General features: G+C 65.4%; 25 protein-coding genes. 11 read left to right on the top strand and 14 right to left on the bottom strand.

The genetic code is table 11. From position 1 onward, the window contains the following. Positions 1-109 precede the first annotated feature (109 nt). On the top strand, positions 110-2,002 hold the full coding sequence (glsA, locus tag QNN99_RS01025) for a glutaminase A (RefSeq protein WP_229964571.1): 1,893 nt from the start codon (positions 110-112) through the stop codon (positions 2,000-2,002). A gap of 646 nt (positions 2,003-2,648) precedes the next feature. On the opposite strand, the gene QNN99_RS01020 is transcribed toward glsA, so the two are convergent. The 3 genes from QNN99_RS01020 to QNN99_RS01010 form a co-directional block, all read right to left on the bottom strand. Beyond that, the gene (locus tag QNN99_RS01020; RefSeq protein WP_104055090.1) at positions 2,649-2,852 is read right to left on the bottom strand and encodes a cold-shock protein; all 204 of its coding nucleotides are present in this window, start codon (positions 2,850-2,852) and stop codon (positions 2,649-2,651) included. A gap of 254 nt (positions 2,853-3,106) precedes the next feature. Continuing rightward, positions 3,107-3,676, bottom strand: a complete 570-nt coding sequence (locus QNN99_RS01015) for a DUF421 domain-containing protein (protein ID WP_229964570.1) — start codon at positions 3,674-3,676, stop codon at positions 3,107-3,109. Positions 3,677-3,909: 233 nt separating this feature from the next. Then, entirely contained in the window at positions 3,910-5,475 is a 1,566-nt protein-coding gene (locus tag QNN99_RS01010; protein WP_229964569.1) for an FAD-dependent oxidoreductase, read from the bottom strand. Positions 5,476-5,680: 205 nt separating this feature from the next. Here QNN99_RS01010 and QNN99_RS01005 point away from each other — a divergent pair, with 205 nt between their 5' ends. Then, on the top strand, positions 5,681-6,838 hold the full coding sequence (locus QNN99_RS01005; RefSeq protein WP_229964568.1) for a 3-ketosteroid-9-alpha-monooxygenase, oxygenase component: 1,158 nt from the start codon (positions 5,681-5,683) through the stop codon (positions 6,836-6,838). After that, positions 6,838-7,119: a hypothetical protein gene (locus QNN99_RS01000; RefSeq protein ID WP_229964567.1), complete on the top strand. Its 282-nt coding sequence runs from the start codon at positions 6,838-6,840 to the stop codon at positions 7,117-7,119. The genes QNN99_RS01005 and QNN99_RS01000 overlap by 1 nt, the downstream gene beginning before the upstream one ends. Before the next feature lie 102 nt (positions 7,120-7,221). On the opposite strand, the gene QNN99_RS00995 is transcribed toward QNN99_RS01000, so the two are convergent. Further along, entirely contained in the window at positions 7,222-8,352 is a 1,131-nt protein-coding gene (locus QNN99_RS00995; RefSeq protein WP_229964566.1) for a ferredoxin--NADP reductase, read from the bottom strand. Positions 8,353-8,405: 53 nt separating this feature from the next. Beyond that, positions 8,406-9,308, bottom strand: a complete 903-nt coding sequence (locus tag QNN99_RS00990) for an alpha/beta fold hydrolase (RefSeq protein WP_229964565.1) — start codon at positions 9,306-9,308, stop codon at positions 8,406-8,408. 224 nt (positions 9,309-9,532) lie between these two features. On the opposite strand from QNN99_RS00990, the gene QNN99_RS00985 reads away from it, so the two are divergent. From QNN99_RS00985 to QNN99_RS00975, 3 genes are all read left to right on the top strand, one after another. Beyond that, positions 9,533-10,717, top strand: a complete 1,185-nt coding sequence (locus tag QNN99_RS00985) for an acyl-CoA dehydrogenase family protein (RefSeq protein WP_229964564.1) — start codon at positions 9,533-9,535, stop codon at positions 10,715-10,717. A 51-nt stretch (positions 10,718-10,768) separates the two neighbouring features. After that, entirely contained in the window at positions 10,769-11,695 is a 927-nt protein-coding gene (locus tag QNN99_RS00980; protein ID WP_229964563.1) for a VOC family protein, read from the top strand. A gap of 128 nt (positions 11,696-11,823) precedes the next feature. Then, complete coding sequence (locus QNN99_RS00975) at positions 11,824-12,303, top strand: nuclear transport factor 2 family protein (RefSeq protein ID WP_229964562.1); 480 nt, start codon at positions 11,824-11,826, stop codon at positions 12,301-12,303. Positions 12,304-12,349: 46 nt separating this feature from the next. On the opposite strand, the gene QNN99_RS00970 is transcribed toward QNN99_RS00975, so the two are convergent. Continuing rightward, a complete protein-coding gene (locus tag QNN99_RS00970; RefSeq protein ID WP_229964561.1) occupies positions 12,350-13,060 on the bottom strand; it encodes an IclR family transcriptional regulator in 711 nt (236 codons plus the stop codon). A 355-nt stretch (positions 13,061-13,415) separates the two neighbouring features. Here QNN99_RS00970 and QNN99_RS00965 point away from each other — a divergent pair, with 355 nt between their 5' ends. The 4 genes from QNN99_RS00965 to QNN99_RS00950 are packed head-to-tail and all read left to right on the top strand — an operon-like array spanning position 13,416 to position 17,448. Beyond that, a complete protein-coding gene (locus tag QNN99_RS00965) occupies positions 13,416-14,231 on the top strand; it encodes a 2-keto-4-pentenoate hydratase (protein WP_229964560.1) in 816 nt (271 codons plus the stop codon). Then, on the top strand, positions 14,231-15,223 hold the full coding sequence (locus tag QNN99_RS00960) for an acetaldehyde dehydrogenase (acetylating) (protein ID WP_284015412.1): 993 nt from the start codon (positions 14,231-14,233) through the stop codon (positions 15,221-15,223). Before QNN99_RS00965 ends, QNN99_RS00960 begins: the two co-directional genes overlap by 1 nt. Then, a complete protein-coding gene (gene dmpG / locus QNN99_RS00955; RefSeq protein ID WP_229964559.1) occupies positions 15,220-16,227 on the top strand; it encodes a 4-hydroxy-2-oxovalerate aldolase in 1,008 nt (335 codons plus the stop codon). Before QNN99_RS00960 ends, dmpG begins: the two co-directional genes overlap by 4 nt. A gap of 30 nt (positions 16,228-16,257) precedes the next feature. After that, positions 16,258-17,448 (top strand): flavin reductase, encoded by a 1,191-nt coding sequence (locus tag QNN99_RS00950; RefSeq protein ID WP_229964558.1) that lies wholly within the window; start codon positions 16,258-16,260, stop codon positions 17,446-17,448. 40 nt (positions 17,449-17,488) lie between these two features. Here QNN99_RS00950 and QNN99_RS00945 read toward each other — a convergent pair whose 3' ends face one another. The 4 genes from QNN99_RS00945 to QNN99_RS00930 all read right to left on the bottom strand — a co-directional run bounded on the left by QNN99_RS00945 (position 17,489) and on the right by QNN99_RS00930 (position 21,791). Then, positions 17,489-18,823, bottom strand: coding sequence for a TetR/AcrR family transcriptional regulator (locus QNN99_RS00945; RefSeq protein WP_229964557.1), 1,335 nt, complete (start codon positions 18,821-18,823; stop codon positions 17,489-17,491). 523 nt (positions 18,824-19,346) lie between these two features. Then, on the bottom strand, positions 19,347-19,814 hold the full coding sequence (locus QNN99_RS00940) for an acyl-CoA thioesterase (protein WP_229964556.1): 468 nt from the start codon (positions 19,812-19,814) through the stop codon (positions 19,347-19,349). 326 nt (positions 19,815-20,140) lie between these two features. After that, positions 20,141-21,130 (bottom strand): LLM class flavin-dependent oxidoreductase, encoded by a 990-nt coding sequence (locus QNN99_RS00935; RefSeq protein WP_229964555.1) that lies wholly within the window; start codon positions 21,128-21,130, stop codon positions 20,141-20,143. 175 nt (positions 21,131-21,305) lie between these two features. Beyond that, positions 21,306-21,791 carry an SRPBCC family protein gene (locus QNN99_RS00930; RefSeq protein WP_229964554.1) on the bottom strand — a complete coding sequence of 162 codons (486 nt, stop codon included), beginning with the start codon at positions 21,789-21,791 and terminating at the stop codon, positions 21,306-21,308. Positions 21,792-21,874: 83 nt separating this feature from the next. On the opposite strand from QNN99_RS00930, the gene QNN99_RS00925 reads away from it, so the two are divergent. After that, positions 21,875-22,237 (top strand): DUF3253 domain-containing protein, encoded by a 363-nt coding sequence (locus QNN99_RS00925; RefSeq protein ID WP_229964553.1) that lies wholly within the window; start codon positions 21,875-21,877, stop codon positions 22,235-22,237. Between the two features lie 64 nt (positions 22,238-22,301). Here QNN99_RS00925 and QNN99_RS00920 read toward each other — a convergent pair whose 3' ends face one another. The 4 genes from QNN99_RS00920 to QNN99_RS00905 are packed head-to-tail and all read right to left on the bottom strand — an operon-like array spanning position 22,302 to position 26,438. Beyond that, entirely contained in the window at positions 22,302-23,117 is an 816-nt protein-coding gene (locus tag QNN99_RS00920; RefSeq protein WP_229965027.1) for an ABC transporter permease, read from the bottom strand. 8 nt (positions 23,118-23,125) lie between these two features. Further along, positions 23,126-24,070 (bottom strand): ABC transporter permease, encoded by a 945-nt coding sequence (locus tag QNN99_RS00915; protein WP_229964552.1) that lies wholly within the window; start codon positions 24,068-24,070, stop codon positions 23,126-23,128. Then, entirely contained in the window at positions 24,070-25,224 is a 1,155-nt protein-coding gene (locus tag QNN99_RS00910; RefSeq protein ID WP_229964551.1) for an ABC transporter ATP-binding protein, read from the bottom strand. Before QNN99_RS00910 ends, QNN99_RS00915 begins: the two co-directional genes overlap by 1 nt. Further along, on the bottom strand, positions 25,224-26,438 hold the full coding sequence (locus tag QNN99_RS00905; RefSeq protein ID WP_229964550.1) for an ABC transporter substrate-binding protein: 1,215 nt from the start codon (positions 26,436-26,438) through the stop codon (positions 25,224-25,226). The genes QNN99_RS00910 and QNN99_RS00905 overlap by 1 nt, the downstream gene beginning before the upstream one ends. Between the last annotated feature and the right edge of the window lie 35 nt (positions 26,439-26,473).

Below are 26,473 nucleotides of genomic sequence, written 5' to 3'. Positions count from 1 at the left end.
GTTTCGCCGCTTGAACACAAGATGCCCAACGCTACAACTGGGTCCAGTATACACAGGGCCCCTTCAGGGGGGCACCCTCAGTGCCCGCACTACTCGTTAGGCTTGAGGTATGCGTTCCACCACCGTTTCCGCCGCTTCGGGTTCATCCCATGAGCCTGCCGCAGCCTCCTCCCCCGGTCTTCCCCCCATGTCCTCCCCCATCGACACCTACCTTCAACAAATCCACGCGGAGATCGCGGAGCTGAAGGATGGCAAGCCGTACAGCAGCATTCCGGCCATGGCCAACGTAAACCCGGATAATTTCGGCATCGCGCTGGCAACGGCCGACGGGTACGTCTATGAGATTGGCGACACCCGGGAGGAATTCAGCATCCAGTCCATCTCCAAGCCCTTCACCTACGGGCTGGCACTGGCGGACCGCGGCATGGAAGCCGTGGACGCCAAAGTCGACGTTGAGCCCTCCGGAGATTCCTTCAACGAGATGTCCCTGGCCGAAGGAACCGGACGCCCGGCCAACGCCATGATCAACGCGGGGGCCCTTACCGCCACTTCCCTGGTGCGCGGCTCCGGCGGCATCACCCGCTTCAACCGGATCCTGAACACCTATTCGGCCTTCGCCGGCCGCCAGCTGTCCGTGAGCGAACGGATCTATCGGTCCGAGCTCAAGTCCGGCCACCGCAACCATGCCCTGGCCTATCTCCTGCGGTCCTTCGACATCATCGAATCCGATCCCACACCGGTCATCAAGGACTACTTCCGCCAGTGCTCGGTCATGGTCAACGCGCTGGACCTCGCCCGGATGGCGGCCACCCTGGCCAACAGCGGCCGCAATCCGATCACCGACGACCAGGTCCTGGACATTGCCTCCGTGGAACGCGTCCTGTCAGTGATGGCCACCTGCGGCATGTACGACGACGCCGGCGCCTGGCTTTCCAGTGTCGGCATGCCGGCCAAATCCGGGGTTGGCGGCGGAACCATCGCCGTCCTGCCCGGGCAGGTGGGCCTTGCCGTGTACTCTCCCCCGCTGGACGCGCACGGCTCCAGTGTCCGCGGCGTCGCCACCAGCCAGCGGATCTCCCACGACATGCAGCTGCATTTCGTCCGGGCAGCCCGCACCGGCCGCTCCGCCATCCGCAACGTCTACGACATCACTGCCGCACCCTCAGGCATCCGGCGCACCGATGAAGCCGTTGAAGTGCTCCGCAGCCACGGCCACCGCGCGCAAGTCCTGGAGCTCAACGGAGATCTGCTCTTCGCCGGGGCGGAATCGGTGGTGCGGGCGCTTTCCCAGCTGGACGACGACGTCGAAGTCGTGGTCCTGGATCTGCGCAGCGTCGACGAGGTGTCCGAGGTGGCGCTCCGCCTGTTCGCCGAGTCCGCGGAGATGCTGGTCGAGAGCGGCCGCGGATTGGTGCTGGTCGATGGCGAAGGAACGGTCACCGATGAGCTGGCGAAGCGGGGCTGGGAGGTGCCGTCCTTCGCGACCCGCAATGCCGCCGTCGAACACTGCGAGACGCAGCTCATTGATGCCTACGGATCCGAGCTGGTCATGCCGGACATCATGGAACCCGTCGATTCGCCGGTCCTGAGCCATCTCGACCCGGAGGATGCGCAGGCGGTCCAGGAACGGATGGAAGACCTGGTCTACGAAGACGGTGACCTGGTCCGACGGGTCGGGCAGCGGTTCGGCGGGGTGTTCTTCATCGTCTCGGGCACGATTGCCACATCCATGCCCGCGCCGGACGGTTCACGGATCAAGCTCACCACCCTCGGCCCCGGCATGACCTTCGGCGAAATGGCCCTGGGCACGGATAAGCGGCAGGAAACAACGGTGAAGGCGGCCGGCGAGGTCCGGCTCAAGGTCCTGACCGCCGACGCGATGGAGTCTCTGGAGGAGGAGAACCCACGGCTGGCGATGGAGCTGTGGAAGGCGCTCACCCGGGACGCCTACACGCGGGTGGAGCAGTACATTCGGGAAAGCGCCCTGCGGGCCCGCGACTGATCCTCGGGGGACGCGGCTGGTCCCCGTGGAACGTGCCGGGGCACGGGGCTGACCCCTAGGGAACCCGGCCGGGGGCGGGGCACCTCCGTGCTCCCCCCCTGCCGGGAGGGGTTCTGGCGGTTCCTGGGTCATTCCGGGTGCTTTTGGGCCTGCTGGCACACGGGTTCCCACCCTTTGTGGCAGATGTGCACTCTCGTGACCCCACCAGCCCCAGGAGTGGTCAAACAGTGGGAACCAGTGCGGCGCGCAGGGGTCGCGGCGGAACAACTGGCCGAATTACCGCTACCGGGCGGTCCTGGCTTGGGTTGACCGGATCTGGACCAGCCTGTTTCTCCCGCCGTTTCCGGATTCGGCTGCCATTTCGGGATTCCGTAGCCGTTTTGGGAAATTCCTGCAGGTCCGCAGTGGCAGGGATTTCCCAAAACCGTCGATTCAGGCCAAACCGAACGAATTTCGGGGTCGCGTTGCCCAGGCTGACGGGTCCAACGGCACTACTCGATTATCAGGCGGGCCGGGCCATCAGGCAGGCGGGCCATCAGGCAGGCCGGGCCATCGGACGACTGCAGTTAAACACAAAAGCAGGACGGGAAACCCGTCCTGCTTTTGTAAGGCAGATCAGTACAAGTACTGAACCAAAGTCTCTAGATTAGAGCGCCTGGATGTTCGTAGCCTGGGGACCCTTGGGGCCCTGCTCGGTATCAAAGGAAACCTTCTGGTTCTCGTCCAGGGACTTGTAACCATTGGAGTTGATAGCGGAGTAGTGAGCGAACACGTCGGCGCTTCCGTCATCCGGCTCGATGAAGCCGAAGCCCTTTTCGGAGTTGAACCATTTTACTGTACCTGTAGCCATTTTAATATTCCTTCTGGATTGAAGCGATTCCCGACTTTCGGGGAGCTTCAGTCGCGGTGTTCCTTACCGCTTTTACAGAAAAGCGGCTAGCCCGTTTGGGTTTCGCCACTTGAAATACAAAATGCGCAACAACCAACAACTGAGTATGACTCTACACCACATTTGCCCAAAGGGGTAACCGGCCTCCGCGCCGGTCATTTCCAGCCCTGCCCCGGACGGCCTTCAGCGGGCCGGAGACCCCGCCGGGAGTCCGCTTATCCGGGCAGCAACAGGTGGGCCGGGATGCTGCCCTTGTCCGTGATTCGGCTCAGGAGCACGGGGTCGATGAGTTCCCCGCGGCGCAGAACGCTGACGTCTCCCGTGGGTTCCAGAATGACCAGACCGACTTCGGAGAAGTTCCTGATGCCCGCCTGGCGCAGTTTGAAGTAAACCTCGTCCTCCACGATTCGGGCCGCACGGAGGCCGGACGCCACGACCTGGTCTCCGGCCATCAGCAGAATCGGTGTGCTCGAAAGGTAGGCGCCGCGCCTGGTCCGCCGCAGGAGGGCCTCGAGCCGGAACAGCGCAAACATGGTCGCCAGCGCAATGACGCCGGCGGCCAGCGTGGGGGTGTACCCCAGCACGACGCGCCCCAGCACCGATCCGAAGGCAATGACGATGGCCTTGTCCATCGTTGACCAGCTGGCCAGTGCGCGCTGTCCGGCCAAGCGGATGAGGACGAAAAATGCCGCATAGATGCCAAATGCCGACAGGACGACCCACAGTCCTTCCAACGGCGTGATTCCCAGATTGTGCCACCACACGATGTTCTCCTCACGATGCATGGCCGGGACCGGAGGGCGGTTCCGGACAGTCAGCGGCGTCAATAACACCGGGAGGGCGGGGCTGGCATTGCGGAGGAGGGCGCCGGAGACGGCCGCTGGCCGTAGGGAAAATGCTAGCCGTGGAGCGGTGGCGGCAACAGGCCCGGGAGCAGCCCAGGGGCCGGTTCGACGACCACGACGACGGCGGCAGCGGCAGCGGCGGCCAAGCGCCGGCTACCGCCGTCGTCGTTGCGCTACCGCTCCGCCGCCGGCCCGGCCATGGCCTGTACCGCGCGGTAGGCGAAGACCATTGCTGTGCCGAGCGGGATGCCGGGACCCGGGTAGAACCGGCCGGAGAAGGAGGCACTCGAGTTGCCCACCGCGTAGAGCCCCGGAATCGGTTCTCCGCTGCCGGTGAGCACGCGGGCATCCTTGTCCGTGCGCAGGCCGCCCTTGGTGCCCAGATCGCTGAGCACCATCCGCGCGGCGAAGTACGGCGGCTGATCCAGTGCCACGAGGGCAGGGTTGGGTCCATGCGAGGGATCCGCGAAGAAGAGGTCGTAGGGGTCCTCACCTCGGTGGAAGTCCTCATCGACACCGGCGGCGGCGAATCCGTTGAACCGCTGCACGGACTCCGCGAGTGCGCCGGCGGGAAGGCCGGTGCGTTCGGCAAGTTCACCCAGCGACTCGGCCTGGATCCAGGTTCCGGCGGCAAGGTGCTCGGCGGGCGGCGTGTTGTCGGGCCGCATGATGGCGGGCAGCTGGCCGCCGAAGCGGGAATCGAAGATGAACCAGGAGGGAATGCGGTCCGCCGCGGCGGCGGCCATTTCGCGGCCCATCTGGTCGTACGGCAGGGACTCGTTGGCGTAGCGTTTTCCGTTACCGTCCACCATGAGACCGCCGCGGAAGCCGAGGGTGAACGCGGCTTTTCCTGAGGGCTGCTCCGTTCCGGGGCACCACCACGCCTCATCCATCAGGTCGACGGCGGCTCCGGCCTCCTGTGCGGCCCGGATGGCCGTCCCTGTGTTGGCGCTGCGCGGAGACATGCTCCAGCTGGCAGATCCGGGGGTTCCGTTCTCCCGGCGCATCTGTTCGTTGCCCTCAAAGCCCCCGGCGCCAAGGAGCACTCCCGATGCGGCGCGCAGGCGCTGCGGGCCGTCGGCGGTGTCCACCGCCACTCCCAGGACCTTTCCGTCCTCGACGATGAGATCCGTCATCGCCGTTCCGGTGCGGACCACGCCGTTGCCGGTGTTCGTGAAGGCCAGCAGCAGGCGTCCGATCAGGGCCTGGCCCGCGGTGAGCGGACCGTCCGGATGCTGTTCCCCGCGGTTGTCACGGTCGATGGGCGGGCGCACCAAGTCGGCCAGCTCGCCGATTTCCTCCCGCGGAAGAGCCACGGGCATCATGGAGCGTCCCAGATCCATCCTTCCCGGACCCGCAAAATAGTCGGGGAAGGCGGTCCAGCGGAATTCGAGCGCCGGATCGTGTTCAAGCGCCTTGACCAGTTCCGGCGCGGTGGCCAGAAAGGCCTCCCGGCGCTCGGCCTGTTCCGTGCCCAGCAGGGACTCCAAATAGGCGGCCGCCGCCTCGGTTGAATCCTCGACTCCGGCCCTCTCCTGCACCTGGGTGCCCGGAAGCCAGCAGGAGGCCCCGGCGTAGCTCGAGGCTCCGCCCAGGAGGTTGGTTTTCTCCACCACCACCGTTTTCAGCCCGCGGGAGGCCGCACTGAACGCTCCAGCCATGGCACCTGCCCCGGAACCCACCACAACGACGTCGAATTCGCCGTCCCAATCCTGCCTAGCTGTCTGGCCGCTTGCCATGGTTTCCCTTTTCGTCGTCGCCGGTGGAACGCAGGCCTCCATGCAAGCTTCCGCAGGCAGGCCTGCCCTCCAGATTCTCAGCCGGAAAAAACAAGTGCTCCCCCTGTCCCACACATCGGGACTGGCCGTCCTGCGCCCGTTCGCGTGTGCGTAGATTCAAGTTTCGAGACGTTCGACTCCGAATATCCGAAGGGACGAATTCCGCATGAGCATTGTTGAGTCAGACCAGGACCAAATCAGACAGATCGAAACCGGCGAAGTACGCACGCGGTTCGCCCGCGGTTGGCACTGTCTGGGCCTGGTGGAGAAGTTCAAGGACGGCACTCCGCACACCATTAACGCGTTTGGCCAGAAGCTCGTGATCTTCAGCGGAGAAGACGGCAAGGTCAACGTCCTCGACGCCAATTGCCGCCACTTGGGCGGGGACCTGTCAAAGGGCACGGTCAAGGGCAACGAGATTGCCTGCCCGTTCCACGACTGGCGCTGGGGCGGCGACGGCCGCTGCAAGGCCATTCCGTACAGCCGCCGCGTTCCGCTGCGCGCCCGGACCAGCACCTGGCCGACGCTCGAACAGGACGGGCTGTTGTTCATCTGGAACGACCCGGAAGGAAACCCGCCGCCGGCCGACGTCGTCATCCCCCGGATCCAGGGCGCGCAGGATGATGGCTGGACCAAATGGGTCTGGAACGAACTTGTGGTCAACACCAGCACCCGTGAAGTCATGGACAACGTTGTCGACATGGCTCACTTCTTCTACATCCACGGAAACTTCCCGACGTATTTCAAGAACGTTTTCGAGGGCCACATTGCCACGCAGTATTTCGACGGGAAGAGGCGTGAGGATCTTGCCCCGCCGAACCCCGATCCCGCCGCCCCGAAGATGGTGAAGACCAGTTCAGTGGCGTCCTACTACGGCCCTTCCTTCATGATCGATGACCTGACGTACGTCTATGAGAACTTCGACATGAAAACCGTCCTTCTCAATGCGCACTACCCCATTGATGAGAACTCCTTTGTGCTGATGTCCGGCATCATCGTGGAGAAGAGGCCGGAACTGGTGGGCGACCCCGACGAGATCGCGGCCACCCAGGCGAAGCACATCCTGCACGGCTTCAACCAGGATGTGGAGATCTGGCAGAACAAGGCCCAGATCGACAACCCGCTCCTGTGCGAGGAGGACGGCGCCGTCTACCAGCTGCGCCGCTGGTACGAGCAGTTCTTCGTTGACGTTGCCGATGTCACGCCGGAGATGACTGACCGCTTTGAGCACGAGCTGGACACCAGCAGGCCCAATGAAAGCTGGCAGAAGGAAGTGGCGCAGAACCTGGCGCTGCGCAAGGCTGCAGCGGGACAGCTGATCTGATGGCAGCACCCTCCGATGTCAGGCTCATAGACACCCCGATGCAGCCGCTGGGCTGCGGTGAATGTGCCGCCACCGTGCTGGTCCGCAAGTCGGATTGGCAGCAGACCAGCATCCAGTGGAACGCGGCAGCCCAGAGTGCCTGCAGGGAACGACCGCTCTCCTGCCGCGGGGACAATCCCGCCGAACAGTTCGCCGGCTGCGAGACGCTGGCGGCCAGCATCCGCCAGGCCTCGGTGGAAGGCAGGATCGAAGTCGTCTATCGGGACGAGCTCGATCAGTAGTTCCCGGAAGCACGCAGCTCCAAGAAGGCAATACAACGAAGAAGGAGGAGGGCCGGATTTCCGGCTCTCCTCCTTCTTCGTGTGTGTTCAGGCTTCGGGGCCCTACTCGTCGTACGTAACCCTGACCTTCGCGCTGACGGGGACCGCCTGGCATGCCAGCGTGTAGCCCTCGCGGAGGTCCGTGTCATCCAGAACCTCGTTCTTTTCCATCCGCACCTCGCCTTCGAGGACTCTGCAGACGCAGGCGCTGCAGGCGCCCTCCCTGCAGGAGAACGGTGCGTCGAGGCCGGCGTTGAGCAGGACGTCCAAGAGACGGTTTCCGCCGGGCCAGGCCACGGAGCTGCTCTGGCCGTCCAGCTGCACCTCCACAACCGCGTTCTCCCCCGTTGTGTCGTCGACGACGACGGCCACGGGGGCAAAGGGATCAGTCCCCAGGGACGTAAAGCGTTCGATGTGGATCCGCTCCGGCGGCATGCCCAGCGTGTTCAGGGATAACGCGACGCAGTCCATGAACGGTCCCGGGCCGCAGATGAATACTTCCCGGTCGGTGTACGGAGCAGCCAGGGCACCGATGGACGCTGTGTCGGGCAGGCCCTGAACGGTTCCCAGCCAGTGAATTACGTTGAGCCGGCCCGGATGCGCTTTGGTCAACGCGATGAGCTCCTCGCGGAAGATCACCGACGATTCATCCTGGTTGGCGTAGATCAGGGTGATGAGCCCGGTTCCCCCGGCCAGGGCTGACTTGATGATGGACATCACCGGGGTCACCCCGCTGCCGCCGGCAAAGAGGAGGAAGTCAGTGGTCAGCGAGTGCGGAGTGAAGGTACCGGCGGGACGCAGGATGTCCAGCATGTGTCCTTCCACCACGTTGTCGCAGAGCCAGTTGGAACCGTAGCCCTCCCGGGTTCGCTTGACGGTGATTTTCAGCTTTTCGTCCTGCAGCGGCGAGCTGCACAGGGAGTAGCAGCGGGCGGCGCCGGACGGCCGCTCACTCGGTATCCGAACCGTCAGGAACTGTCCGGGCTTGTAGCTGATGGTTTCCCCGCTGCCGCCCGCAGGCTCCAGCACCAGTGTGTGCGCGTCAGCTGTTTCGCGGATCACCTCAACCACCCGCACCTGCAGCGGGGTGGCCGCCGGCGCGGCGTTCGCCGTCACGGTCTCCGTGGTCGCGATCTCCGTGGTCACGGTGTTCACTGCCGCACTCTTTACGCTCGTCATAGCTTCGTTCGTCATCGCATTGCTCGTTTTCGCATCGTTCGTCATCGCATTGCTCGTCATCGCATTGTTCACTCTGGAACCTCTTCCCGCCGCAGGAACGCGAGGACAGTGCTCTCGAAGGCCGCCTTCTGCTCGATCATGGCCCAGTGGCCGCAGTTGGGGAACACATGCAGTTCCACATCGGGAATGGTCCGCAGCGGAACAAGCACACCGTCCAGCGGGGAGACGCGGTCATCACGCCCCCAGGTGATCAGGGTTTTGGCCTTGAGCTTGTGCAGCTGGGTCCAACCGGGCGCCGCATCTGAAGCGGCTGCCGCAGCCGCCGTCGCCTTCATTGCCGCCCTGCTGTACATCTTCCGCGCACTGGCCAGGGTCAACGGATCCGTCGCCTGCTGCCAGCGCTCGTTGATCAGTTCCTCAGTGACCAGCTCCTGGTCGTAAACCATGGACCGCAGCCACTGAACCAGCCGTTCCCGCGTGGGGTCCTCGGTGAAGGCGATCAGGAGGTTGATGCCTTCAGCGGGCGAAGGGCTGAAAATGTTCACGCCCATGCCACCCAGGGTCACCAGGCGGCGAACCCGGTCGGGATGGCTGATGGCGTACCGGGTGCCGATCATGCCGCCCATCGAGTTGCCGATGATGTCAACGCGGTCCAGGCCCAGGCCGTCGAGGAAATCGGTGACCGCTTGTGCGCCCGCCTGCATGGGATGCAGGTCAGTGGCGTCGCTGACGCCGAAGCCCGGAAACTCCAGCACGTAGCAGCGGAAGTGCTCGGCGAACGCCGGAAGGATGCCCCCGAAGTTCCGCATGCCGGTCACCCCGGGGCCGGAACCGTGCAGGAACACCAGCGGCGGTCCGTCGCCGGCTTCGTGGTAGCGCAGCACCCCGTGCTCCGTCTGCAGCTCGCGCAGGGATGATCCATCACTGATCGGGGCCGTCTTGCCCGGCTCGTGGCGAAGGTCCGTGGTCATTTCTCAGGCTCCTCGATGTGCGAATCTCTTCGGTCTACGAGAACCATAAACAGTGCCCGCTCGGGCCGTTGCACGGGTCTCGATGACCGGGATAAATCGGGGCTGCGACAGGCCGGGCGGCAAATCCCGGTGACTGGGACATTTCCCGCTCCCCCGGCGGAAACGCGCCTAGATTTTGCACAAGTGGCGGTCTGCGCCCCGGAGAGAAAGCGAGAAGCGATCCAATGACGATTACCGCATGTTCAGACGTGCTGACCGAGCGCGGGGAGGAGCTTCGCTCCTTCGCACAGATCAATGAAGATCTGGGCAAACTCAGTGACGGCACCGTTGACATCCTGCGCCAGTCCGGGGTCATGAAGCTGCTTGCTCCGGTTGAATACGGCGGCACCCGGGCGCATCCGGCGGACTTCGCCGAAACGGTCATGAAGATCGCCAGCCTTGACGGAGCCGCGGGCTGGGTTGCCGGCGTCGTCGGCGTCCATCCCTGGGAGCTGGACGTCATGTCCCCGAAGCTGCAGGAGGAAATCTGGGGAGCTGACCAGGACACCTGGGTCTCCTCCCCCTACGCGCCCATGGGCGTTGCCACCCCGACCGACGACGGTTACCGGCTCAGCGGACACTGGCAGTTTTCCAGCGGCACGGACCATGCCTCCTGGGTCATTCTCGGGGCGTTCCTCGGCGACAGCGAGGGCAAGCCGGCCGTCCCGCGCCAGTCCCTGCACGTCGTCATTCCCCGTGCCGACTACACGATTGTCGAGGATTCGTGGGAGGTCGTGGGACTGCGGGGCACCGGCAGCAAGGACGTCATCATCAAGGACGTCTTCGTCCCGGAATACCGCGTGCTGAAGCAGGCTGACCTTTTCTCCGGCAAGGTGGCCCGTGACGCGGGCAAAACCGAGCCGATCCACCGGATCCCGTTCTACAGCCTGTTCCCCCTCGGCCTCACCGCCGCGGTCGTGGGCATCGCAGAGGGTGCCTTGCAGGCCCACCTGAACTACCAGCGCAACCGCCAGCAGGTCAACGGTTCCAAGAGCACCGATGACCCGTACAGCATGTACGCGGTCAGCGAGGCCGCCGGCGAGATCCGGGCCTCCAGGACGGCGCTGCTGGACAACATCAACAGGATCTATGACACCGTCGCAGCCGGCCGCGAGGTCACCCTGGAACAGCGGGCGGTGGGCCGCCGGACGCAGATCCAGGCAGCCTGGCGTGCCACTGCCGGAATCGACGCCATCCTCTCCCGCTCGGGCGGCAACGGACTGCGCCTGAACAACCCCATCCAGCGCTTCTGGCGCGATGCGCACATGGGCCTGGCCCACGCCATCCATGTGCCGGGCCCCAACTACCATGCCGCAGTCCTCACGGAGCTGGGCATGGAACCGCCGGCCAACCTGACCGGCATGGTCTAGGCGCCTCCCCCCCATTTGGCAGCAACACCCAAAAGTAAAGCGAGGAATGACATGACGCATATCCGAGGACTGGGCTATCTGAAAGTCCAGACCCAGCACATTGACCGCTGGCGCGAACTGACCCTCGACGGCCTGGGATTCGCTGAGGCGAAGGGCCCGAATCCGGAGGGCCTGTACCTGCGGATGGACGAACGCGAAGCCCGCCTGATCGTGCTTCCGGGCGACTCCGACAAGGTCCTGGCAGTGGGTTGGGAGGTCCGCGACCAGTTCGCGCTGGCCGCCGTGGCCAAGGATGTGGAAGCAGCGGGTTTCCCCGTCACCTGGCTCAGCGAAGAAGCCTCCGACGAGCGCGGCCTGGAGCAGGTCATTACCTTCACCGATCCCGGCGGCACCCCCGTGGAGATCTTCTTCGGCCCCCGCCTGGACCACAGCCCGGTGCTGACCGGATACGGACAGAAGTTCATCACCGGGGACCACGGCATGGGCCACGTAGTGCTGCCCACCACCAAGATGGAGGAAACCACCTCCTTCTACACGAATGTCCTGGGCTTCCTGCCGCGCGGCGCCGTCCGCCTCGGAGCGCGCCGTCCGGCCGTTCGATTCCGTTTCTTCGGGATCAACCAGCGCCACCACAGCCTGGCCATCGGCCCGGCACCGCACGGCGAAGCGCCGGGACTGGTCCACCTGATGGTGGAGGTCGAGGACCTGGACACCGTCGGCCGCGCCCAGGACAAGGTCAACAAGCTGGGGTTCACCCTCAGCGCGTCCCTGGGCCGCCACACCAACGACAAGATGGTCTCGTTCTACGTCCGCGCACCCGGCGGCTGGGATATCGAATACGGCACGGCCGGAATGCTCGTGGACGAGACGTATTACACGTCCGAGGAGATCACCGCCGAAAGCTACTGGGGACACGACAAATCAGCGAGCGAGCCCTACGCTGCGTTTGTACCTCCCCAGACCGTTTCCGCTAACTAGCGGTTCGCCCGGAACAGGTCCGGCGGAGAGGCAGAGCGCGGGAAACCGCCCCTGTCTCCCCCCCGGACCTGGCTTTCTGACTTGCTTGCCTTTCCTTCCTGACGACCCTCCCCCGACAAGGACCCGCGATGACAGCTTCATCCCTTCCCGGCACCGTGGGCAACGACGCGGGCAACGGCACCGTGGACAACGACGCCGGAATCACCGACATCGAACAGATCCGTCGGCTGACGCACGAGTACGCCGGCAACCTCGACGGCGGCCTGCTGGACGAACTGGTGTCCCTGTTCACCGACGACGGAGTCTGGGACGGCAGCGGCTGGGGAATCCCGGCGATTCAGGGCACGAAGGCTCTCCGGGAGTTCTTCGCAGCGACCATGGCTTCCAACGCCGGCACCTGTCATCTGACGTCCAACCACATCATCACCGTTGACGGAAATTCCGCCGCCTGCACCGCGTACTTTCACGCCTTCGGCCGGCGCCTGGACGGCAGCCTCAACGATTCCCTCGGCATCTACACCGACGAGCTCGTTCGGACCGCGCAGGGATGGAAGTTCAGCCGCCGCTCGGTTCGCGGCATGCTGACCCCGCCGGCCGCCGGCAGCTGACCAGTACATGCCCGCGCCCGGCAGCGAAATACTCGGCACAGAAACGCTACTGGCCGGGAAACAGAGCCTCCGACACCTGGCGGGCGGCGTCCATGACCAGCGGGGCCACCCGTTCGATGGGATCGGAGCACGTCCCCACCAGCGAAATGCTTGCCACCGGTTTCCGGCGGCTGCGGATTGCGGCCGCCACGCAGGCGATGCCCTCGTAGCTCTCGCCGGATTCGAAGGCCAGCCCGCCGCGCTGCCGGATGCGGTGAAGCTCGGCGTAGAGCGTGCTCGAATCGCTGATCGTCCGTCCGGTCGACGGGGGCAGGCCGTTCTTGAACAGGTCATCCACCTGCTCGGGATTCAGCCAGGCGAGCATCGCCTTGCCCAGTGCCGTTGCATGCGCCGGAGCGATGCCGCCCACGCGCGACGGAACCAACGTGGCCGAGCGGCCGCCTGCTTTATCCAAGTAGTGAATGTTGGCTCCCTTGAGGACGGCAAGATGCACCACCATCCCGGTGCGCATCTGCAGGCTGTGCAGCAGCGGTGCAGCCTCGGCACGGATCCGGCTGTTTCCATCGTCCAGCCCGCTGAACTGCAGTGACCGCCAGCCCATTCCGTAACCGTCGGGGGTGTGTTCGAGCCAGCCCAGCTGAACCAGTTGGTCCAGGATCCGGTGTGTTGTGGACCGGGGAAGACGCGTCCGGGTAGCAATCTCGTCGAGCAGAAGCCGAACCGTCCGGGACTCAAACGTCTCCATGATCAGCGTCATTCTGGCCGCCATGGCCGGAGGCGGTGCGCTTGCCGGTGACGGCCAGGCAACTGCCGAAGTGCTTCGTGAACTCGTGGAAACACTCATCGGGACCGCCCGAAAATACGAGCCACACGTCGCAGTGGCACCAAGTGACAGACATTCATTGGCTGTAAAACCTCCTTGGCGCAGCTAACCAATAGCGGGACAGCCGAAGCTGCGGCGATGTGAGCTGCAGCACATCATGGGTTCACTGTACACATCACTACAGGCCTCCGACAAACTGCCGCCACCCGCTGCCATCCCGCTCTCCGGGACTGCCGCGCCGTCGCACGCACCACCCAAGTGATACTGGAGCCCTCATTTGGGAGGACTAATGACGGCAACCATCGAAACAGCACCTGCTGATACGGCCGGTCTTGAAGAACTGGCCGCGCGTTTGCGTCGCGCCGAACGGGACGGCGTGGTGATCGATCCGATTCACGATGCGCTTTCCGCCGGCGGGATCGGCGCCGCCTACGCAGTGCAGCGGGCAAACGAGGACGTGTGGATCGCGGAGGGCCGACGGGTGGTCGGCCGCAAGATCGGCCTTACCTCCAAGGCGGTCCAGTCCCAGATGGGCGTGGACCAGCCCGACTTCGGCGTCCTGTTCGCCGACATGTGCCTTGCCGACGGTGAAATCCTCGCTGCCGGCGAGGTCCTGCAGCCGCGGGTGGAAGCCGAGGTGGCACTGGTCCTGAAGAAGGATCTCGTCGAACCGGACACCACCCTGAGCGAACTGATAGCGGCCGTGGACCATCTGCTGCCCGCCATCGAAATCGTCGGCTCGAGGATCCGGAACTGGGACATCTCCATCCTGGACACCATCGCCGACAACGCCTCCAGCGGACGGATCGTCACCGGAACGCGCCCGGTGCTGCCGTCGGCGCTGGACCTCGCGGTGGCCGGCATGGTCATGGAGGTCAACGGCGTGGTGGAATCCGTGGGCTCGGGCGCCGCCTGCCTCGGCCACCCCTACCGGGCGGCGCTTTGGCTGGTTCGGCGCATGGCACAGCTGGAGCGGCCGCTCCGGGCCGGACAAGTCCTGATGACAGGCGCCCTCGGTCCCATGGTCGCCTTTCCCCCAGGCGCCAACGCAGTTGCAAGCATTCAGGGACTTGGACAGGTCCGCATCAAACATGAGGAGAACTAGTGGGCAACAACGAACGCTGGCCGGTGGCCATCATCGGCTCCGGCAACATCGGCACCGATCTGATGATCAAGGTAATTCGCGGGTCCGAACGGCTGGAAATGGGAGCCATGGTAGGAATCGATCCGGATTCCGACGGGCTCCGGCGTGCGGCCGGGATGGGCGTTCCCACAACGGCCGACGGCATCCAAGGTTTGCTCGACCTGCCCAACTTCAAGGACATCAAGGTTGTCTTTGATGCCACCAGCGCCTCGGCCCACCTGACCAATTGGGACCTGCTGAAGGACACCGGCGTGCGGGTGCTGGACCTGACGCCGGCCGCCGTCGGGCCCTATTGCGTCCCCGTGGTTAACCTCGAGGACCATCTGGACGAACCCAACCTGAACATGGTGACGTGCGGCGGCCAGGCGACGGTGCCCATGGTGGCCGCAGTCTCGCAGGTGGCACCGGTGCGGTACGCGGAAATCGTGTCCTCGGTTGCGTCCCGTTCCGCCGGGCCCGGCACCCGGGCCAACATCGACGAGTTCACCGAAACCACCTCGCAGGCACTGGTCGAGGTGGGCGGTGCGGCCGAGGGCAAGGCCATCATCATCATGAACCCGGCCGAGCCGCCGATGCTGATGCGCAACACCGTGTACTGCCTGGTGGAGGGCCAGCCTGACCATGCCGCCATCGAGGCCTCAATCGGCGCCATGGCCGCAGCGGTGCAGAAATACGTTCCGGGCTACAAGCTCAAGCAGGCAGTGCAGTTCGAAACCTTCGCCGGAGACACCGCGCTCCACATGCCGGGCTCGGGGAAATTCGAGGGCACCCGCGTGACGGTGATGCTCGAAGTGACCGGCGCTGCGCACTACCTTCCCGCCTACGCCGGGAACCTGGACATCATGACCTCCGCAGCAATGGCCGTGGCCGAGCGCTGGGCCGAACGCGGCGGGGTCCAAAAGCGCGGCGAAGAACCAGGCACAACCCCGGCAATGCAGGAGGCATCAGCATGAGCAGGCTCTACATCTCCGACGTGACCCTGCGGGACGGCATGCACGCCATCCGGCACCAGTACACGGTGGACCAGGCGGTGGCGATCGCCACCGCGCTCGACGCCGCCGGCGTCGCCTCCATCGAGGTCGCCCACGGCGACGGCATCAACGGCTCCTCCTGTGTCTACGGTTTCGGCGCGCACACCGATCTGGAGTGGATCTCCGCCGTCGCGGCCGCCGTCAAGCAGGCCAAGGTTGCCACGCTGGCGCTGCCCGGCATCGCCACCATCCATCACCTCAAGGACGCGAACAGCGCCGGCGCCTCGGTGGTGCGCATAGCCACCCACTGCACCGAAGCCGACGTGTCGGCGCAGCACATCGGCGCCGCCCGCAACCTGGGCATGGACACCGTGGGCTTCTTGATGATGTCCCACATGATCCCGCCGGCGGAGCTGGCCAAGCAGGCGAAGCTGATGGAAAGCTACGGCGCCACCTGCGTGTACGTGGTCGACTCCGGCGGCGCGCTGACCATGCCGGGCGTGGCCGAACGGGTGGACGCCTTCCGGCAGGTACTGGATCCGGCCACGGAGATCGGCATCCACGCCCACGAGAACCTCTCGCTGAGCGTGGCTAACTCCCTGACCGCCGTGGAGCACGGCGCCAACCGGGTGGATGCCTCGCTGGCCGGCATGGGTGCCGGCGCCGGCAACGCTCCGCTGGAGGCGTTCATCGCCGCCGCTGACAAGTTCGGAATTGACCACGGCTGCAACCTGTCGGCCCTGATGGATGCCGCCGATGACCTGGTCCGTCCGCTGCAGGACCGCCCGGTCCGGGTGGACCGGGAAACCCTGTCGCTTGGCTACGCCGGGGTCTACTCCAGCTTCCTGCGCCACGCCGAGACCGCCAGCACCCGGTACGGAATCCCCACCACCGACATCCTGATGGAGCTGGGCAAGCGGCGGATGGTGGGCGGCCAGGAGGACATGATTGTGGACGTGGCACTGGATCTGCTGGCCCGGAACTAGCCCGAAAATGGTTTGGACAAAGGAAATACGATGACCGAAATCAGTATCGGAGAACAGCGTGCCGCCACCGGCGATCCGCTGACGTTCCGCAATGTGCTGGGCCACTTCCCCACCGGTGTGGTCCTTATCACCGGCATTGCCGAAGACGGCGCGCCCGTGGGCATGATCGTGGGTTCCTTCACCTCGGTGTCCCTGGATCCGCCCCTGGTTGCATTCCTGCCCACCGTGGCCTCGCAGACCTTCCAGCGGCTGCGGACCGCGAAGGCCTTCTGCGTGAATGTGCTGGCCGCGGACCAGGAGGACCTGTGCCGCCGGTTTGCCGGCCGGGCCGCCGACAAGTTCGACGGCGTGCCCTGGCAGCCGTCGCCGCTGGGCGCGCCGGTGCTGGACGGCGTCGTCGCCTTCATTGATTGCACCTTCGCATCAATCAACGACGCCGGGGACCACCACATTGTCATCGGTGCCGTGTCCGAGCTGCAGGTTTGCCGGCCGGTGGCACCGCTGCTGTTTTTCCAGGGCGGTTATGGAAGATTCGCTCCGCTGTCGCTCAGCGCGCCTTTCGAGGCGGACCTGATAACCGGTGTGCGCCTGGCCGAACGGGGCCGGGCGGAAATCGACCGGCTGGCGGCCACGCTGTCAGTGGAGTGCACCGCCATGGCCGTAATCAGCGACCAGATGGCAGTCAATGTTGCCACTGCCGGAGCTTCCGACGCCGAAGCACGGCTGGGCGAACGGATTCCGCTCATGCCGCCCTGGGGCGAGCTCTGCGTTGCCTGGGAAGATGCCGCGGCGGTTGACCAATGGCTGTCCCGGGCGCTGCCCAGCGACGAATGCACGCAGGAGCAGTACCGTGAGCGCCTCGAAGCAGTGCGGCGCCGCGGCTGGTCGTTGACAATGCGCGGCGACTACCGGGACGAACGGATCATCGAGGCCCTGCGCGAGTACTCCTCCGGCGGCTACACGCCGGCCCAGGAGCGCGACATCCGCGAGATCATCTCCCGCACCTCCAGCAGCTACGCGCCGGTCACCCTTGAACCCGGCCAGACCTACGACGTCGACTCCCTGCTCGCGCCGGTGTTCGACGCGGCCGGGAAGGTCCGGCTGGTCCTGCGCATCGCTAACCTGCCGAGCTCCGCCCCGGCGGAACGGATCCTGGCCTGGGCCGAGGAGCTGCTGGCCGCCGCCAGGACGCTTGGCGCGGCCGCCGGCAGCCAACCCTGATCGGCGTCCCGGACGGTCCTGGTTCCAGCAGCTGCCGGGATCAGGATCCGCCGGGGATGGTGTCGCCGCCCTGAACCAGGGCGGCGACACGGTACAGCGCCGTGCTCGTCAGTTCCGCCAGCACCTCGGGGTCCCAGTGGCTTCCGTCGATCTGCCGGCTCAGCATAAGCCCGTCAAGAATCCGGAAAATGCACTCGGACAGATAGTCGGCCAGCTCCGCCCTCGGTTCCTCCGCCAGCTCCGGGGAAAGCACGCTTCGGAGCCATTCCCCGGTCATGCTTTGCATGCTCTGCAGCACCGGCTCCAGGCGCTGGCTGCTCCCCTCGGGTCCAACGGCGGGTTGAAGCATCAGCAGCAGTCCCAGCCGCCGGATCCGTGTTTCCGCGGCACGACCCTCCAGGGCACGCAGGAAGAACCCGCGCAGGATGACCGACCAGTCGCCGTCGGCGGGCCGCGGCTGCAGATTCGGCCGTGCGGTCTCCCAGCCGCGGCGGGCATTGTCGATCACAGTCGCGATCAGGGCGTCCTTGTCCTTGAAGGACCAGTACAGCGAACTGGCTGGAAGGGCAGCCTTCTCGCACACTCTGGCGACGGTGACGCCGTCGTAGCCGAACTCCGCTATGGTTTCCTCCGCAGCCCGCAGGAACGCCTCGCGCCCGCCCTCGGCTCCGGCCGCCGCGGCAGACGGGACCGGTTCGTAGACCGGCGGTACCGGCTCGAACACGGCATCAAGCCGCCGGTCCGGAGCCAGTTCAACGGTCAGGTCCGCCATGATGTCCAAGCATGCCGAGATCAGCCAGGTGACGCGGCCGCCGTCGAGCTGCCGGCTGCCGTGCCGTTGGATGAACTCACTGTCGCGGATAGCCAGGGTGCACCTGCCCAGCAGCAGCGCCGCAGCCTTTCGCTGCTCCATCTGTTCCGGCAGGGTCCGCTCCCACCACCGGGCCAGCCAGTCAGTGCTCTCGCGGCGGATCTGCAGGAACCGGTCCCGGGCCGGTGAAGCGACCGGCGGGTGGACCACGGTCAGCTGGAGGCCAAACCGCCAGTAATCCATCTTGGAGTCAAGCCGGGGCAGCTGCAGGATATTGCTGTACAGGTCGGCCCTCCGGGACTCCCCCGGCGAAGACTCCAACCAGTTGGGCAGGGACTGCGACTGCACGGTGAATGCTTGTTCCAAGGCTGCTGCGATCAGCTGGTCCTTGTTGGCGAAATGCCAGTAAATGGAACTGGCTGAGAGGCCGGTGGCCTTTCTGACCATGGCAAGCTTGGTGCCGTCGTACCCATACCGGGCGGTCAGGTGCATGGTTTCTTCGAGAATCCGGGTACGGGTCTGTTCCCCCTGCAGATTCTTTCGGTCTGTCTTGCGCTGCGCCACTGCCCATCCGATGCTCTCCGGCCCGAAACTCCGTCAGCTTCGGCCACCCAATCTTTATCACAGCGCTGAAGGACCGGTGGCGGCGGTCCCGGCGAGTGATACTGGCCGGGACGGGTGGGTTTTGGGCGGGGTGTTTGTTGGGTGGGGCGTTTGGACAGTCAACGGGTTCATCCCAAGGTCCAATCCCCTCAGATCTGTACTATCGCGGACAGTATCCCCCCAGAGCTGCACTTTCGGGGTCGGTTGCGGCACCGCGGGAGGCACTAATGGGCTTTTCGGCATCCTTCGTGCAGATCAGGTCCTCCGGATAAATCCTTCGTGCAGATCACGTCCTCAAAGCGACGAAAACGGCCCTTCAGAGTGCCTGATCTGCACGAGAGATTCCCATGCGGCCTTTCAGAGTGCCTGACCTGCACGAGAGATTCACCCGGCCGCTCCAGCGTGCAGATACGGCGGGCTTCATGGCCCGCGACGGCGCCCCCATAGTTTGGAGGTTCTTCCTATCGGTTGGAAGACATATCGCCTAGAAAACGGAAGCCCCGAGATACGGCAGCATCAGAGCCTTCTGCTCCGGCGCAATCCGCAGCAGCCGGCCCGTATCGCCGTCGACGAAGGCGAGGGTTGTCTCCGCCTTCGCGCAGGTCTGCGCGGTGACGGGATCGCGGATGACGTAGGCAATGGTGAGGCTGGCCCCTTTGAGTGCACTAATCCAGACGGCAATGTCAGCCGGAATGTTCCGGTACGTCAGCGGTGACAGGTATTTCACCCGGTGCTCGGCGACCAGTGCCTGGGTCCCCGCTGGCACGTTGTTGAAGAGCGCGACGACGGGTTCCCGGCCCGGTCCCCCGGTGCCGCCGGGCGGGCCGAAGGCATGGATGCGGGCTTCTTCCAGAATTCGGAGGATTTCCACGTTGTTCACATGCCCGTAGGCGTCCATGTCTCCCCAGCGCATGCCGACGGAACACTGGATGACCTGCGGAGTTTCAATCATGCGTCGATTCTGGCACAGGCACCGCAGCGGTCGGGCGGACACGGTCTGCGCTTCGGACTGCCGACCACACCGAAAGCGCAGATATGGTCGGTTTCGGCCCGCCGGGCACAGCGAAAGCGCAGCTATGGCGGGAAAAGCACGATTTAACCCGCCATATCTGCGCTCTCGGATCGCGGGGGAAGCCGAAACCCGCCATAGCTGCTCTCTCGCAGCTGAGAGGGACTTCCACCGCCCGTGCTCCAGCCCGGCCCGGAATCTGCCCGGCGCCCGGAGGACGCCGAGGGCAGCCGAGCGTAGCGCGAGGGACCGGGACCGGCGCCGTCGGGCTATGCCTTGGCCAGCTCCGTGACCCCGGCCAGCAGCTCGAACGAGTGCAGCCGGGGCTCGAGGGTGGCGGTCTGGGTGGCGATGATCAGCTCGTCGGCGTCGGCGTGGGTGGCGAACCAGTCCAGGTAGTCCCGGACCTCGGCGGGGGTGCCCACTGCGGAGTAGCGGCCCATCTGCTTGACCTGCTGGCCGCCCGGGGATTCCAGGATGAGATCGGCTTCCTCGGGCGTGAAGGTCCGGTCGCGTCCGAAGAGCTGGGTGACGCGGCGGCGCTGTCCGTCCTCGAACATCTGCCGTGCTTCTTCCGTGGTGTCAGCGGCGATGGCGTTGACGCCGGCAATGACGTACGGCTCCGCCAGCTGTTCGGAGGGCCGGAAGTCGCGGCGGTATATGGCCACTGCGTCCTGCAGGGCCTGCGGAGCGAAATGCGATGCAAAGGAGTACGGCAGCCCCAGCGCGGCAGCCAGCTTGGCGCCGAACAGGGACGAGCCCAGGATGTACAACGGCACGTTGGTGCCCTTCCCCGGGGTGGCGTCGATGCCGGGAATGAGCGTGTTGCCGGTGAGGTATCCCTGCAGCTCCTGCACATCCTGCGGGAAGCTGTCGGCCGACATCGGGTCGCGGCGCAGCGCGCGCATGGTCTTTTGGTCGCTGCCCGGTGCACGGCCCAGACCCAGGTCGATGCGCCCCGGGAAGAGGGTTTCCAGCGTGCCGAACTGCTCAGCGATGGTGAGCGGTGCATGGTTGGGCAGCATGACTCCGCCGGCGCCCAACCGGATGCTCTGCGTGTTGGCGGCGATGTAACCGACCAGGACGCTGGTCGCGGACGAGGCGATGGTGGGCATGTTGTGGTGCTCGGCGTACCAAATCCGCGTGTAGCCCAGCTTCTCGGCATGCCGGGCCAGGGCCAGGCTGGACGCGAAGGAGTCGCGCGCGGTTTCGCCCTCGTCGATGATGGCCAGATCGAGGATCGAAAGCGGGACAGTCATGTAATTTCGGCCTTTCGTTGCATGGGTGTCCCAGAGCTGTTTGCCCCGGACACGTTATTAGGTGCAACTGCAAAGGCCGCCGGCTTATTTCACGCCCGGCAGGTTCTGAATCACACCGCGCACGACGACGACGGCGGCATCCGCCGCGGTCGCTCCCCGCAAACGCTCGCCGCGGTCACTCGCCGCGGTGCCGCGCAAGGTAGCGCGAGAGCCGGTCAAAGGACGAGTTCCAACCCGTCCGGTGGCCGTCCGCATCACGCCGGTCGGTGAACGGTCCCTGCCGGAAAACCATGCGCGTGCCGTCGTGATGCGGGAACAGGTCCACGGTGATAAGTGTTTCCGAACTCGCCGGGGTTCCGTCCGCGCCCAGCCACTGCTGGGTCATGGCGAGCCGGTTCGGCGGCTCAATGTTCCGCAGGACGCCTCCCCACCACAGCTCGTCGCCGGTGACCGTGTTGACCATGCAGGCACGGTAGGTCCCGCCCACCCGGTTCTCGCTGCTGACGCGGTCGGCCGGAACCATGAACCCTTCGGGCCCCCACCATTCGGTCGCGGCGGACAGATCTGCCCAGGCGTCATAGACGGCCTGCTGCGGAACGGGAAAGGCCCGCTCGATGAGCAGTTGCTCTTCGGGGCTCTGCGGAGATATGGGATCCCTCATGGCAGTTCCTTTCGAGGCGGGCGGCACGTTTTGTCCAGTGTGAACCGCTGAGGGCGGATCTGGGATCCCCTCCGCTGATCCGGATGGGCAGAACCGTTGCCGTGGCCGTTTTGGCAGGCACAATGGTCTCCATGGAGAACCGGAACCGGCACGACGCCGGGGAGCACCCGGCAGCGACCGCCAGCGGGGAACCGGGCCGTGCCGGGGAGGGCCAGCTGGAAGCAGCCATCCTGGCCCTGCTCGCTGCACGGGCTGAGACCTCCACCATCTGTCCCTCGGATGCGGCACGCGCCGTTGCACCGGAAGATTGGCGGCCGCTCATGGAACCGGTGCGCCGGGCTGCCGCACGGCTGGCCGAGCGCGGCGAGGTGGAAATAACCCAGCACGGCAACGTGGTCGACCTGGCCGCGGCCAGGGGCCCCATCCGGATCCGCCGACCCCGCTGATGGTCCGCGGTTCCGCTGATGGTCCCCGGTTCCGGCGTCTGGCGGCCAGCTGTCTGGCAGCCGTTTATCTGGCAGCGAGCTGCTTGGCCCGGTGATGGGCAAGGACCTGCCCGCCGACAACCAGCAGCAGCGAGACAATGAACATTATCGAGCCAATGACATTGGCCTGCGCCGGAATCCCGCGGGTCGCTGCCACGTAAATGAACTTTGGAAAAGTATCAACGTTCCCGGAATTGAAATTGGTAATGATGAAATCGTCAAAGCTCATGGCGAAGGCCAACAGTGCGGCAGCCATGATGCCCGGCAGCAGCAGGGGAAAGGTGATCCGCCAGAACGCCTGCAGCGGTGAGGCGTAGAGATCCGCTGCGGCCTCCTCCAGCTTCGGGTCGAGCCCGGCGACTCTCGCCTTCACCGTCACCACCACAAACGAAATGCAGAACATGGTGTGCGCGATGATGAGCGTTCCCTTGCCCAGTTCGGCGCCCACGTTGAGGAACTGCGCCAGCAGCGAGGCACCCAGCACCACCTCGGGCGTGGCCAGCGGAAGGAAAATGAGCATGTTGGCGGTGGCGCTGAAGCGGAAGCGGTAGCGCACCAGCCCGACGGCGATGGCCGTTCCCAGGGCTGTTGCCAGCACCGTGGAAATCACGCCGATCTGCAGGCTGTTCGCCAGCGACTCGCACACTTCGGGGGCACCGCAGGGGTTCTGCCAGTTGGCCAGCGTGAACCCGCGCCAGGTGAGGTTGGTGCGTCCGGCATCGTTGAAGGAAAAGGCGAACACATAGCCGATCGGTATCAGCAGGAACAGGAACGCGAGCCCGCCGCTGACCGGAACCAGGCAGCGGCCAATGGCCCTCTGAAGGGGAGCGTTCGTGTGCATGGGAGCCCTCACATCAGTTCCTTGGTGCCGAAGCGCCGGACGTACAGGATCACGAGGAACAGGATCGCCAGCATCAGCAGGAAGGACAGCGCCGCGGCTCCGGGATAGTCCACCACCCGGAAGAACCGTGAATCGATCACCTGCCCGATCATCGTGGTGTTCTGGTTGTTGCCGAGCAGCGCGGCGTTCACATAGTCCCCCGTTGCCGGAATGAAGGTGAGCAGGGTTCCGGCGATCACTCCGGGCAGGGACAACGGAAGGGTGATCCGGCGGAAGGTGCTGGCCGGACTGGCGTAGAGGTCGCCGCCGGCTTCAATCATCCGGATGTCCATCCGTTCCAGCGAGGCATAGATGGGCAGCGTCATGAACGGCAGGAAATTATAGGTCAGGCCGCAAATCACGGCGAAGGCCGTGGCGGTCAGCCGGCCGTCCTCCGGCAGCAGGGACAGCGTCCGCAGGACCGCGACCACCGGTCCTTCGTCGGACAGGATCTGCTTCCAGGCTTGGGTCCGGAGGATGAAACTGGTGAAGAACGGGGCGATGATCAGCACCAGGAGGATTCCTTTGAGCAGCCGATGCTCCCGCAGCCGGACTGCCACCAGATAGGCCATGGGGTAGCCGATCAGGAGCGCTGCGACAGTAGCCGCGAGCGCGAAGCCAAAGGATCGAACAATTGCCGGCCAATAGTCCTGGAGCACCACCGCGTAGTTGCCGAATTCCAGTGCCGGCACGAACTGGCCGATGTCCGCGCCCTCGGGTTTCACGTACAGGGAGGTGGCCAGCAGGGAGAAGACCGGCAGGACGAAAAACAGGAGCATAAAGAGGAATCCCGGCAGGATCAGCAGGTATCCCGTGCGGCCGTTGCGGCGCGCGGCGTCGAGCTCCGGATCGCCGCCGGCCGTTCCCGCTCCGCCGGCCCCCGCTTTTCCGCCGGCCGCGGTGAGCAGCGCCATCAGAGGGCGTCCTCGCCTGCGCCGGCGTCGCGGTCCTCGGTGCCACTGAGCCCAAACGCGTGCCCGGCGTCCCAGCTCAGTGCCACCCGGTCCCCCGCCGCCGCCAGGACACCGCCGTGGTTCTGGCTGAAGACACCCATCGGGCCCATCCCTTCCACCTCCACCAGGTACTCGGTGCTGGCCCCGGTGAACGAGGCGTCCAGGACCAGTCCCCGCAGAGTTGTCCCGGCCGGTTCCGCCGCACCCGGCCTCATCAGCAGCTTTTCGGGCCGGATGCCGATCAGCACCCGGCCGCTGTGGTCAGTGGCCCTGTCCTTGCGCACCTGCAGGCGGTGCCCGCCGGCCAGGAGCAGCAGGTGTTCCCCGTCTTCTCCGATGACCTCGGCGGGCATCAGGTTGGACTTGCCCAGGAAGTTCGCCACGAAGGCCGTACGCGGCAATTCATACAGTTCCCGGGGTGCTCCCATCTGTTCCACCCGTCCGCTGTTCATGACCGCGACCGTGTCGGCCATGGTCATGGCCTCCTCCTGATCGTGCGTGACGTGGACGAAGGTCAGGCCGACTTCGGTTTGGATCTTCTTCAGCTCCCCCTGCATCTGCCGGCGCAACTTCATGTCCAGGGCGCCCAGCGGTTCGTCCAGCAGGAGGACGGCAGGGCGGTTGACGACGGCGCGGGCCAGGGCCACGCGCTGCTGCTGCCCGCCGGAGAGCTGGGCGGGACGGCGACTGCCCAGGTGTCCCAGTTCCACCAGTTCCAGCGCCGCTTTGGCCTGGGCTTCGGCATCGCGCACCTTGCGCCGCTTGAGCCCAAAGGCCACGTTGTCCAGGACGCTCATGTGGGGAAAGAGTGCATAGTTCTGGAACACCGTGTTGACCGGACGCTGATGCGCCCCGGCCGCGGTGATGTCCCGGGTGCCGATGCTGATGGTCCCGGCAGTGGGCTGTTCCAGCCCGGCGACCATCCTCAGGGTGGTGGTCTTGCCGCAGCCGGAGGGGCCCAGCAGCGCGAAGAAGGAGCCCGCGGGAATCACCAGATCCAACTGGTCGACGGCGGTGAACCCGGCAAAGCGCTTGGAGAGTCCGCTGAGCACCAGGTCTCCCCCGGCAGCCTCCTGGCGGGATCCGGGCTCCGGCAGCAGATCTACGGCGGCCATCAGTTGCCGATTGCGGTCTGGAACCGGTCGCTGAAGTCCGTTTCCTCATCGGGGGTGAGGGTGCGGACCACATGGGCGCGGGACAGGTAGTCCTCGGTGGGAAAGATCAACGGGTTCTCCGCCAGTTCGGGATCGATGGATTCCATCGCTTCGCGGGCACCCTCCACCGGGCAGATGTAGTTGACGTAAGCGGCGACCGTCGCAGCGTTTTCCGGCTCCAGGTAATAGTTCATCAGCTTCTCCGCATTGGCCTTGTGCGGCGAGCCGATCGGAACCAGCAGGTTGTCGGACCAGAGGGTGCCGCCCGCTTCGGGCAGGGCGAACCCCCATTTGTCGCCCTCCTCGAAGTTCAGCTGGGTGATGTCGCCGGACCAGCCGATGACGGCCAGGGCGTCGCCGGAAATCAGGTCCTCCTTGTAGGAATTGCCCTTGACCTGGCGGATCTGTCCGTCCGAGATTTGCTTGGCGAGAACATCGAGGGCATTTTCGAACTCATCGCTGCCCCAGTTCCCCGTGACGTCAACGCCGTTTTCCATCATCAGCAGCCCCATGGTGTCCCGCATTTCATCCAGGACTTCAACCCGCCCCTTCAGCTCCGGCTGCCACAGGTCCGAGACATTCCGCAGCCCCTGCGGGAACGCCTCCTTGTTCCACACGATGCCGGCGAACCCGGACTGCCAGGTGAGGGAATGCTTCCGCCCGGGATCAAAATCCACGTCCTGCAGCCCGGCCAGCAGATTCCCGGCGTTGGGCAGGTTGCCCCGGTCCAGTTCCTGCGTGTACCCCAGCCGGATCAGCCGTCCGGCCATCCAGTCAGTGAGCGTGACGATATCCGCTCCAATGTCCTGGCCGGCGGCCAGCTGGCCCTGCACCTTGCCGAAATAGGTGTCGTTGCCGTCGATGTCCTCCGAGTAGTCCGCCTCGATGCCGGTGGCTTCGCTGAAGGCGTCCAGCGACGGGTAGGTGCCGGCGGCGTCGTCGTAATCCAGATAGAGCGTCCAGTTGGCCCAGCGAACGGATTTCTCGGTCTCCGACAAGTCGGCGGCCGCGGTCACCGCGGCGTCGGCCCGCCCCCCGGTGCCGCCGCCCGTGCCGCAGGCGGCCAGCATGGACGCGAGAGTCAGCCCGCCGGCGCCCATCAGCATCCTGCGGCGCGAGAGCTGGGCGTTAACAATGCTTCGGAGCATCGGATCGGTGATCGGGCGCTTGGGCATGGAGGCTCCTTGCTGAACCGCTCTGGACGGATGTT

Origin of the sequence: Arthrobacter sp. zg.Y820, assembly GCF_030125555.1 — a bacterium.
Classification (GTDB): Bacteria; Actinomycetota; Actinomycetes; order Actinomycetales; family Micrococcaceae; genus Arthrobacter_B.
Note: the sequence above shows the minus strand (reverse complement) of the source record. Positions and strands in the feature narration are given on the sequence as shown.

What these genes read in the sequence shown, in the direction of transcription:
- glsA (WP_229964571.1), top strand. Translation starts at nt 110, where the DNA reads ATGCGTTCCACCACCGTTTCCGCCGCTTCGGGTTCATCCCATGAGCCT.
- QNN99_RS01020 (WP_104055090.1), bottom strand. Translation starts at nt 2,852, where the DNA reads ATGGCTACAGGTACAGTAAAATGGTTCAACTCCGAAAAGGGCTTCGGC.
- QNN99_RS01015 (WP_229964570.1), bottom strand. Translation starts at nt 3,676, where the DNA reads ATGCATCGTGAGGAGAACATCGTGTGGTGGCACAATCTGGGAATCACG.
- QNN99_RS01010 (WP_229964569.1), bottom strand. Translation starts at nt 5,475, where the DNA reads ATGGCAAGCGGCCAGACAGCTAGGCAGGATTGGGACGGCGAATTCGAC.
- QNN99_RS01005 (WP_229964568.1), top strand. Translation starts at nt 5,681, where the DNA reads ATGAGCATTGTTGAGTCAGACCAGGACCAAATCAGACAGATCGAAACC.
- QNN99_RS01000 (WP_229964567.1), top strand. Translation starts at nt 6,838, where the DNA reads ATGGCAGCACCCTCCGATGTCAGGCTCATAGACACCCCGATGCAGCCG.
- QNN99_RS00995 (WP_229964566.1), bottom strand. Translation starts at nt 8,352, where the DNA reads ATGACGAACGAAGCTATGACGAGCGTAAAGAGTGCGGCAGTGAACACC.
- QNN99_RS00990 (WP_229964565.1), bottom strand. Translation starts at nt 9,308, where the DNA reads ATGACCACGGACCTTCGCCACGAGCCGGGCAAGACGGCCCCGATCAGT.
- QNN99_RS00985 (WP_229964564.1), top strand. Translation starts at nt 9,533, where the DNA reads ATGACGATTACCGCATGTTCAGACGTGCTGACCGAGCGCGGGGAGGAG.
- QNN99_RS00980 (WP_229964563.1), top strand. Translation starts at nt 10,769, where the DNA reads ATGACGCATATCCGAGGACTGGGCTATCTGAAAGTCCAGACCCAGCAC.
- QNN99_RS00975 (WP_229964562.1), top strand. Translation starts at nt 11,824, where the DNA reads ATGACAGCTTCATCCCTTCCCGGCACCGTGGGCAACGACGCGGGCAAC.
- QNN99_RS00970 (WP_229964561.1), bottom strand. Translation starts at nt 13,060, where the DNA reads ATGACGCTGATCATGGAGACGTTTGAGTCCCGGACGGTTCGGCTTCTG.
- QNN99_RS00965 (WP_229964560.1), top strand. Translation starts at nt 13,416, where the DNA reads ATGACGGCAACCATCGAAACAGCACCTGCTGATACGGCCGGTCTTGAA.
- dmpG (WP_229964559.1), top strand. Translation starts at nt 15,220, where the DNA reads ATGAGCAGGCTCTACATCTCCGACGTGACCCTGCGGGACGGCATGCAC.
- QNN99_RS00950 (WP_229964558.1), top strand. Translation starts at nt 16,258, where the DNA reads ATGACCGAAATCAGTATCGGAGAACAGCGTGCCGCCACCGGCGATCCG.
- QNN99_RS00940 (WP_229964556.1), bottom strand. Translation starts at nt 19,814, where the DNA reads ATGATTGAAACTCCGCAGGTCATCCAGTGTTCCGTCGGCATGCGCTGG.
- QNN99_RS00935 (WP_229964555.1), bottom strand. Translation starts at nt 21,130, where the DNA reads ATGACTGTCCCGCTTTCGATCCTCGATCTGGCCATCATCGACGAGGGC.
- QNN99_RS00930 (WP_229964554.1), bottom strand. Translation starts at nt 21,791, where the DNA reads ATGAGGGATCCCATATCTCCGCAGAGCCCCGAAGAGCAACTGCTCATC.
- QNN99_RS00925 (WP_229964553.1), top strand. Translation starts at nt 21,875, where the DNA reads ATGGGCAGAACCGTTGCCGTGGCCGTTTTGGCAGGCACAATGGTCTCC.
- QNN99_RS00920 (WP_229965027.1), bottom strand. Translation starts at nt 23,117, where the DNA reads ATGCACACGAACGCTCCCCTTCAGAGGGCCATTGGCCGCTGCCTGGTT.
- QNN99_RS00915 (WP_229964552.1), bottom strand. Translation starts at nt 24,070, where the DNA reads ATGGCGCTGCTCACCGCGGCCGGCGGAAAAGCGGGGGCCGGCGGAGCG.
- QNN99_RS00910 (WP_229964551.1), bottom strand. Translation starts at nt 25,224, where the DNA reads ATGGCCGCCGTAGATCTGCTGCCGGAGCCCGGATCCCGCCAGGAGGCT.
- QNN99_RS00905 (WP_229964550.1), bottom strand. Translation starts at nt 26,438, where the DNA reads ATGCCCAAGCGCCCGATCACCGATCCGATGCTCCGAAGCATTGTTAAC.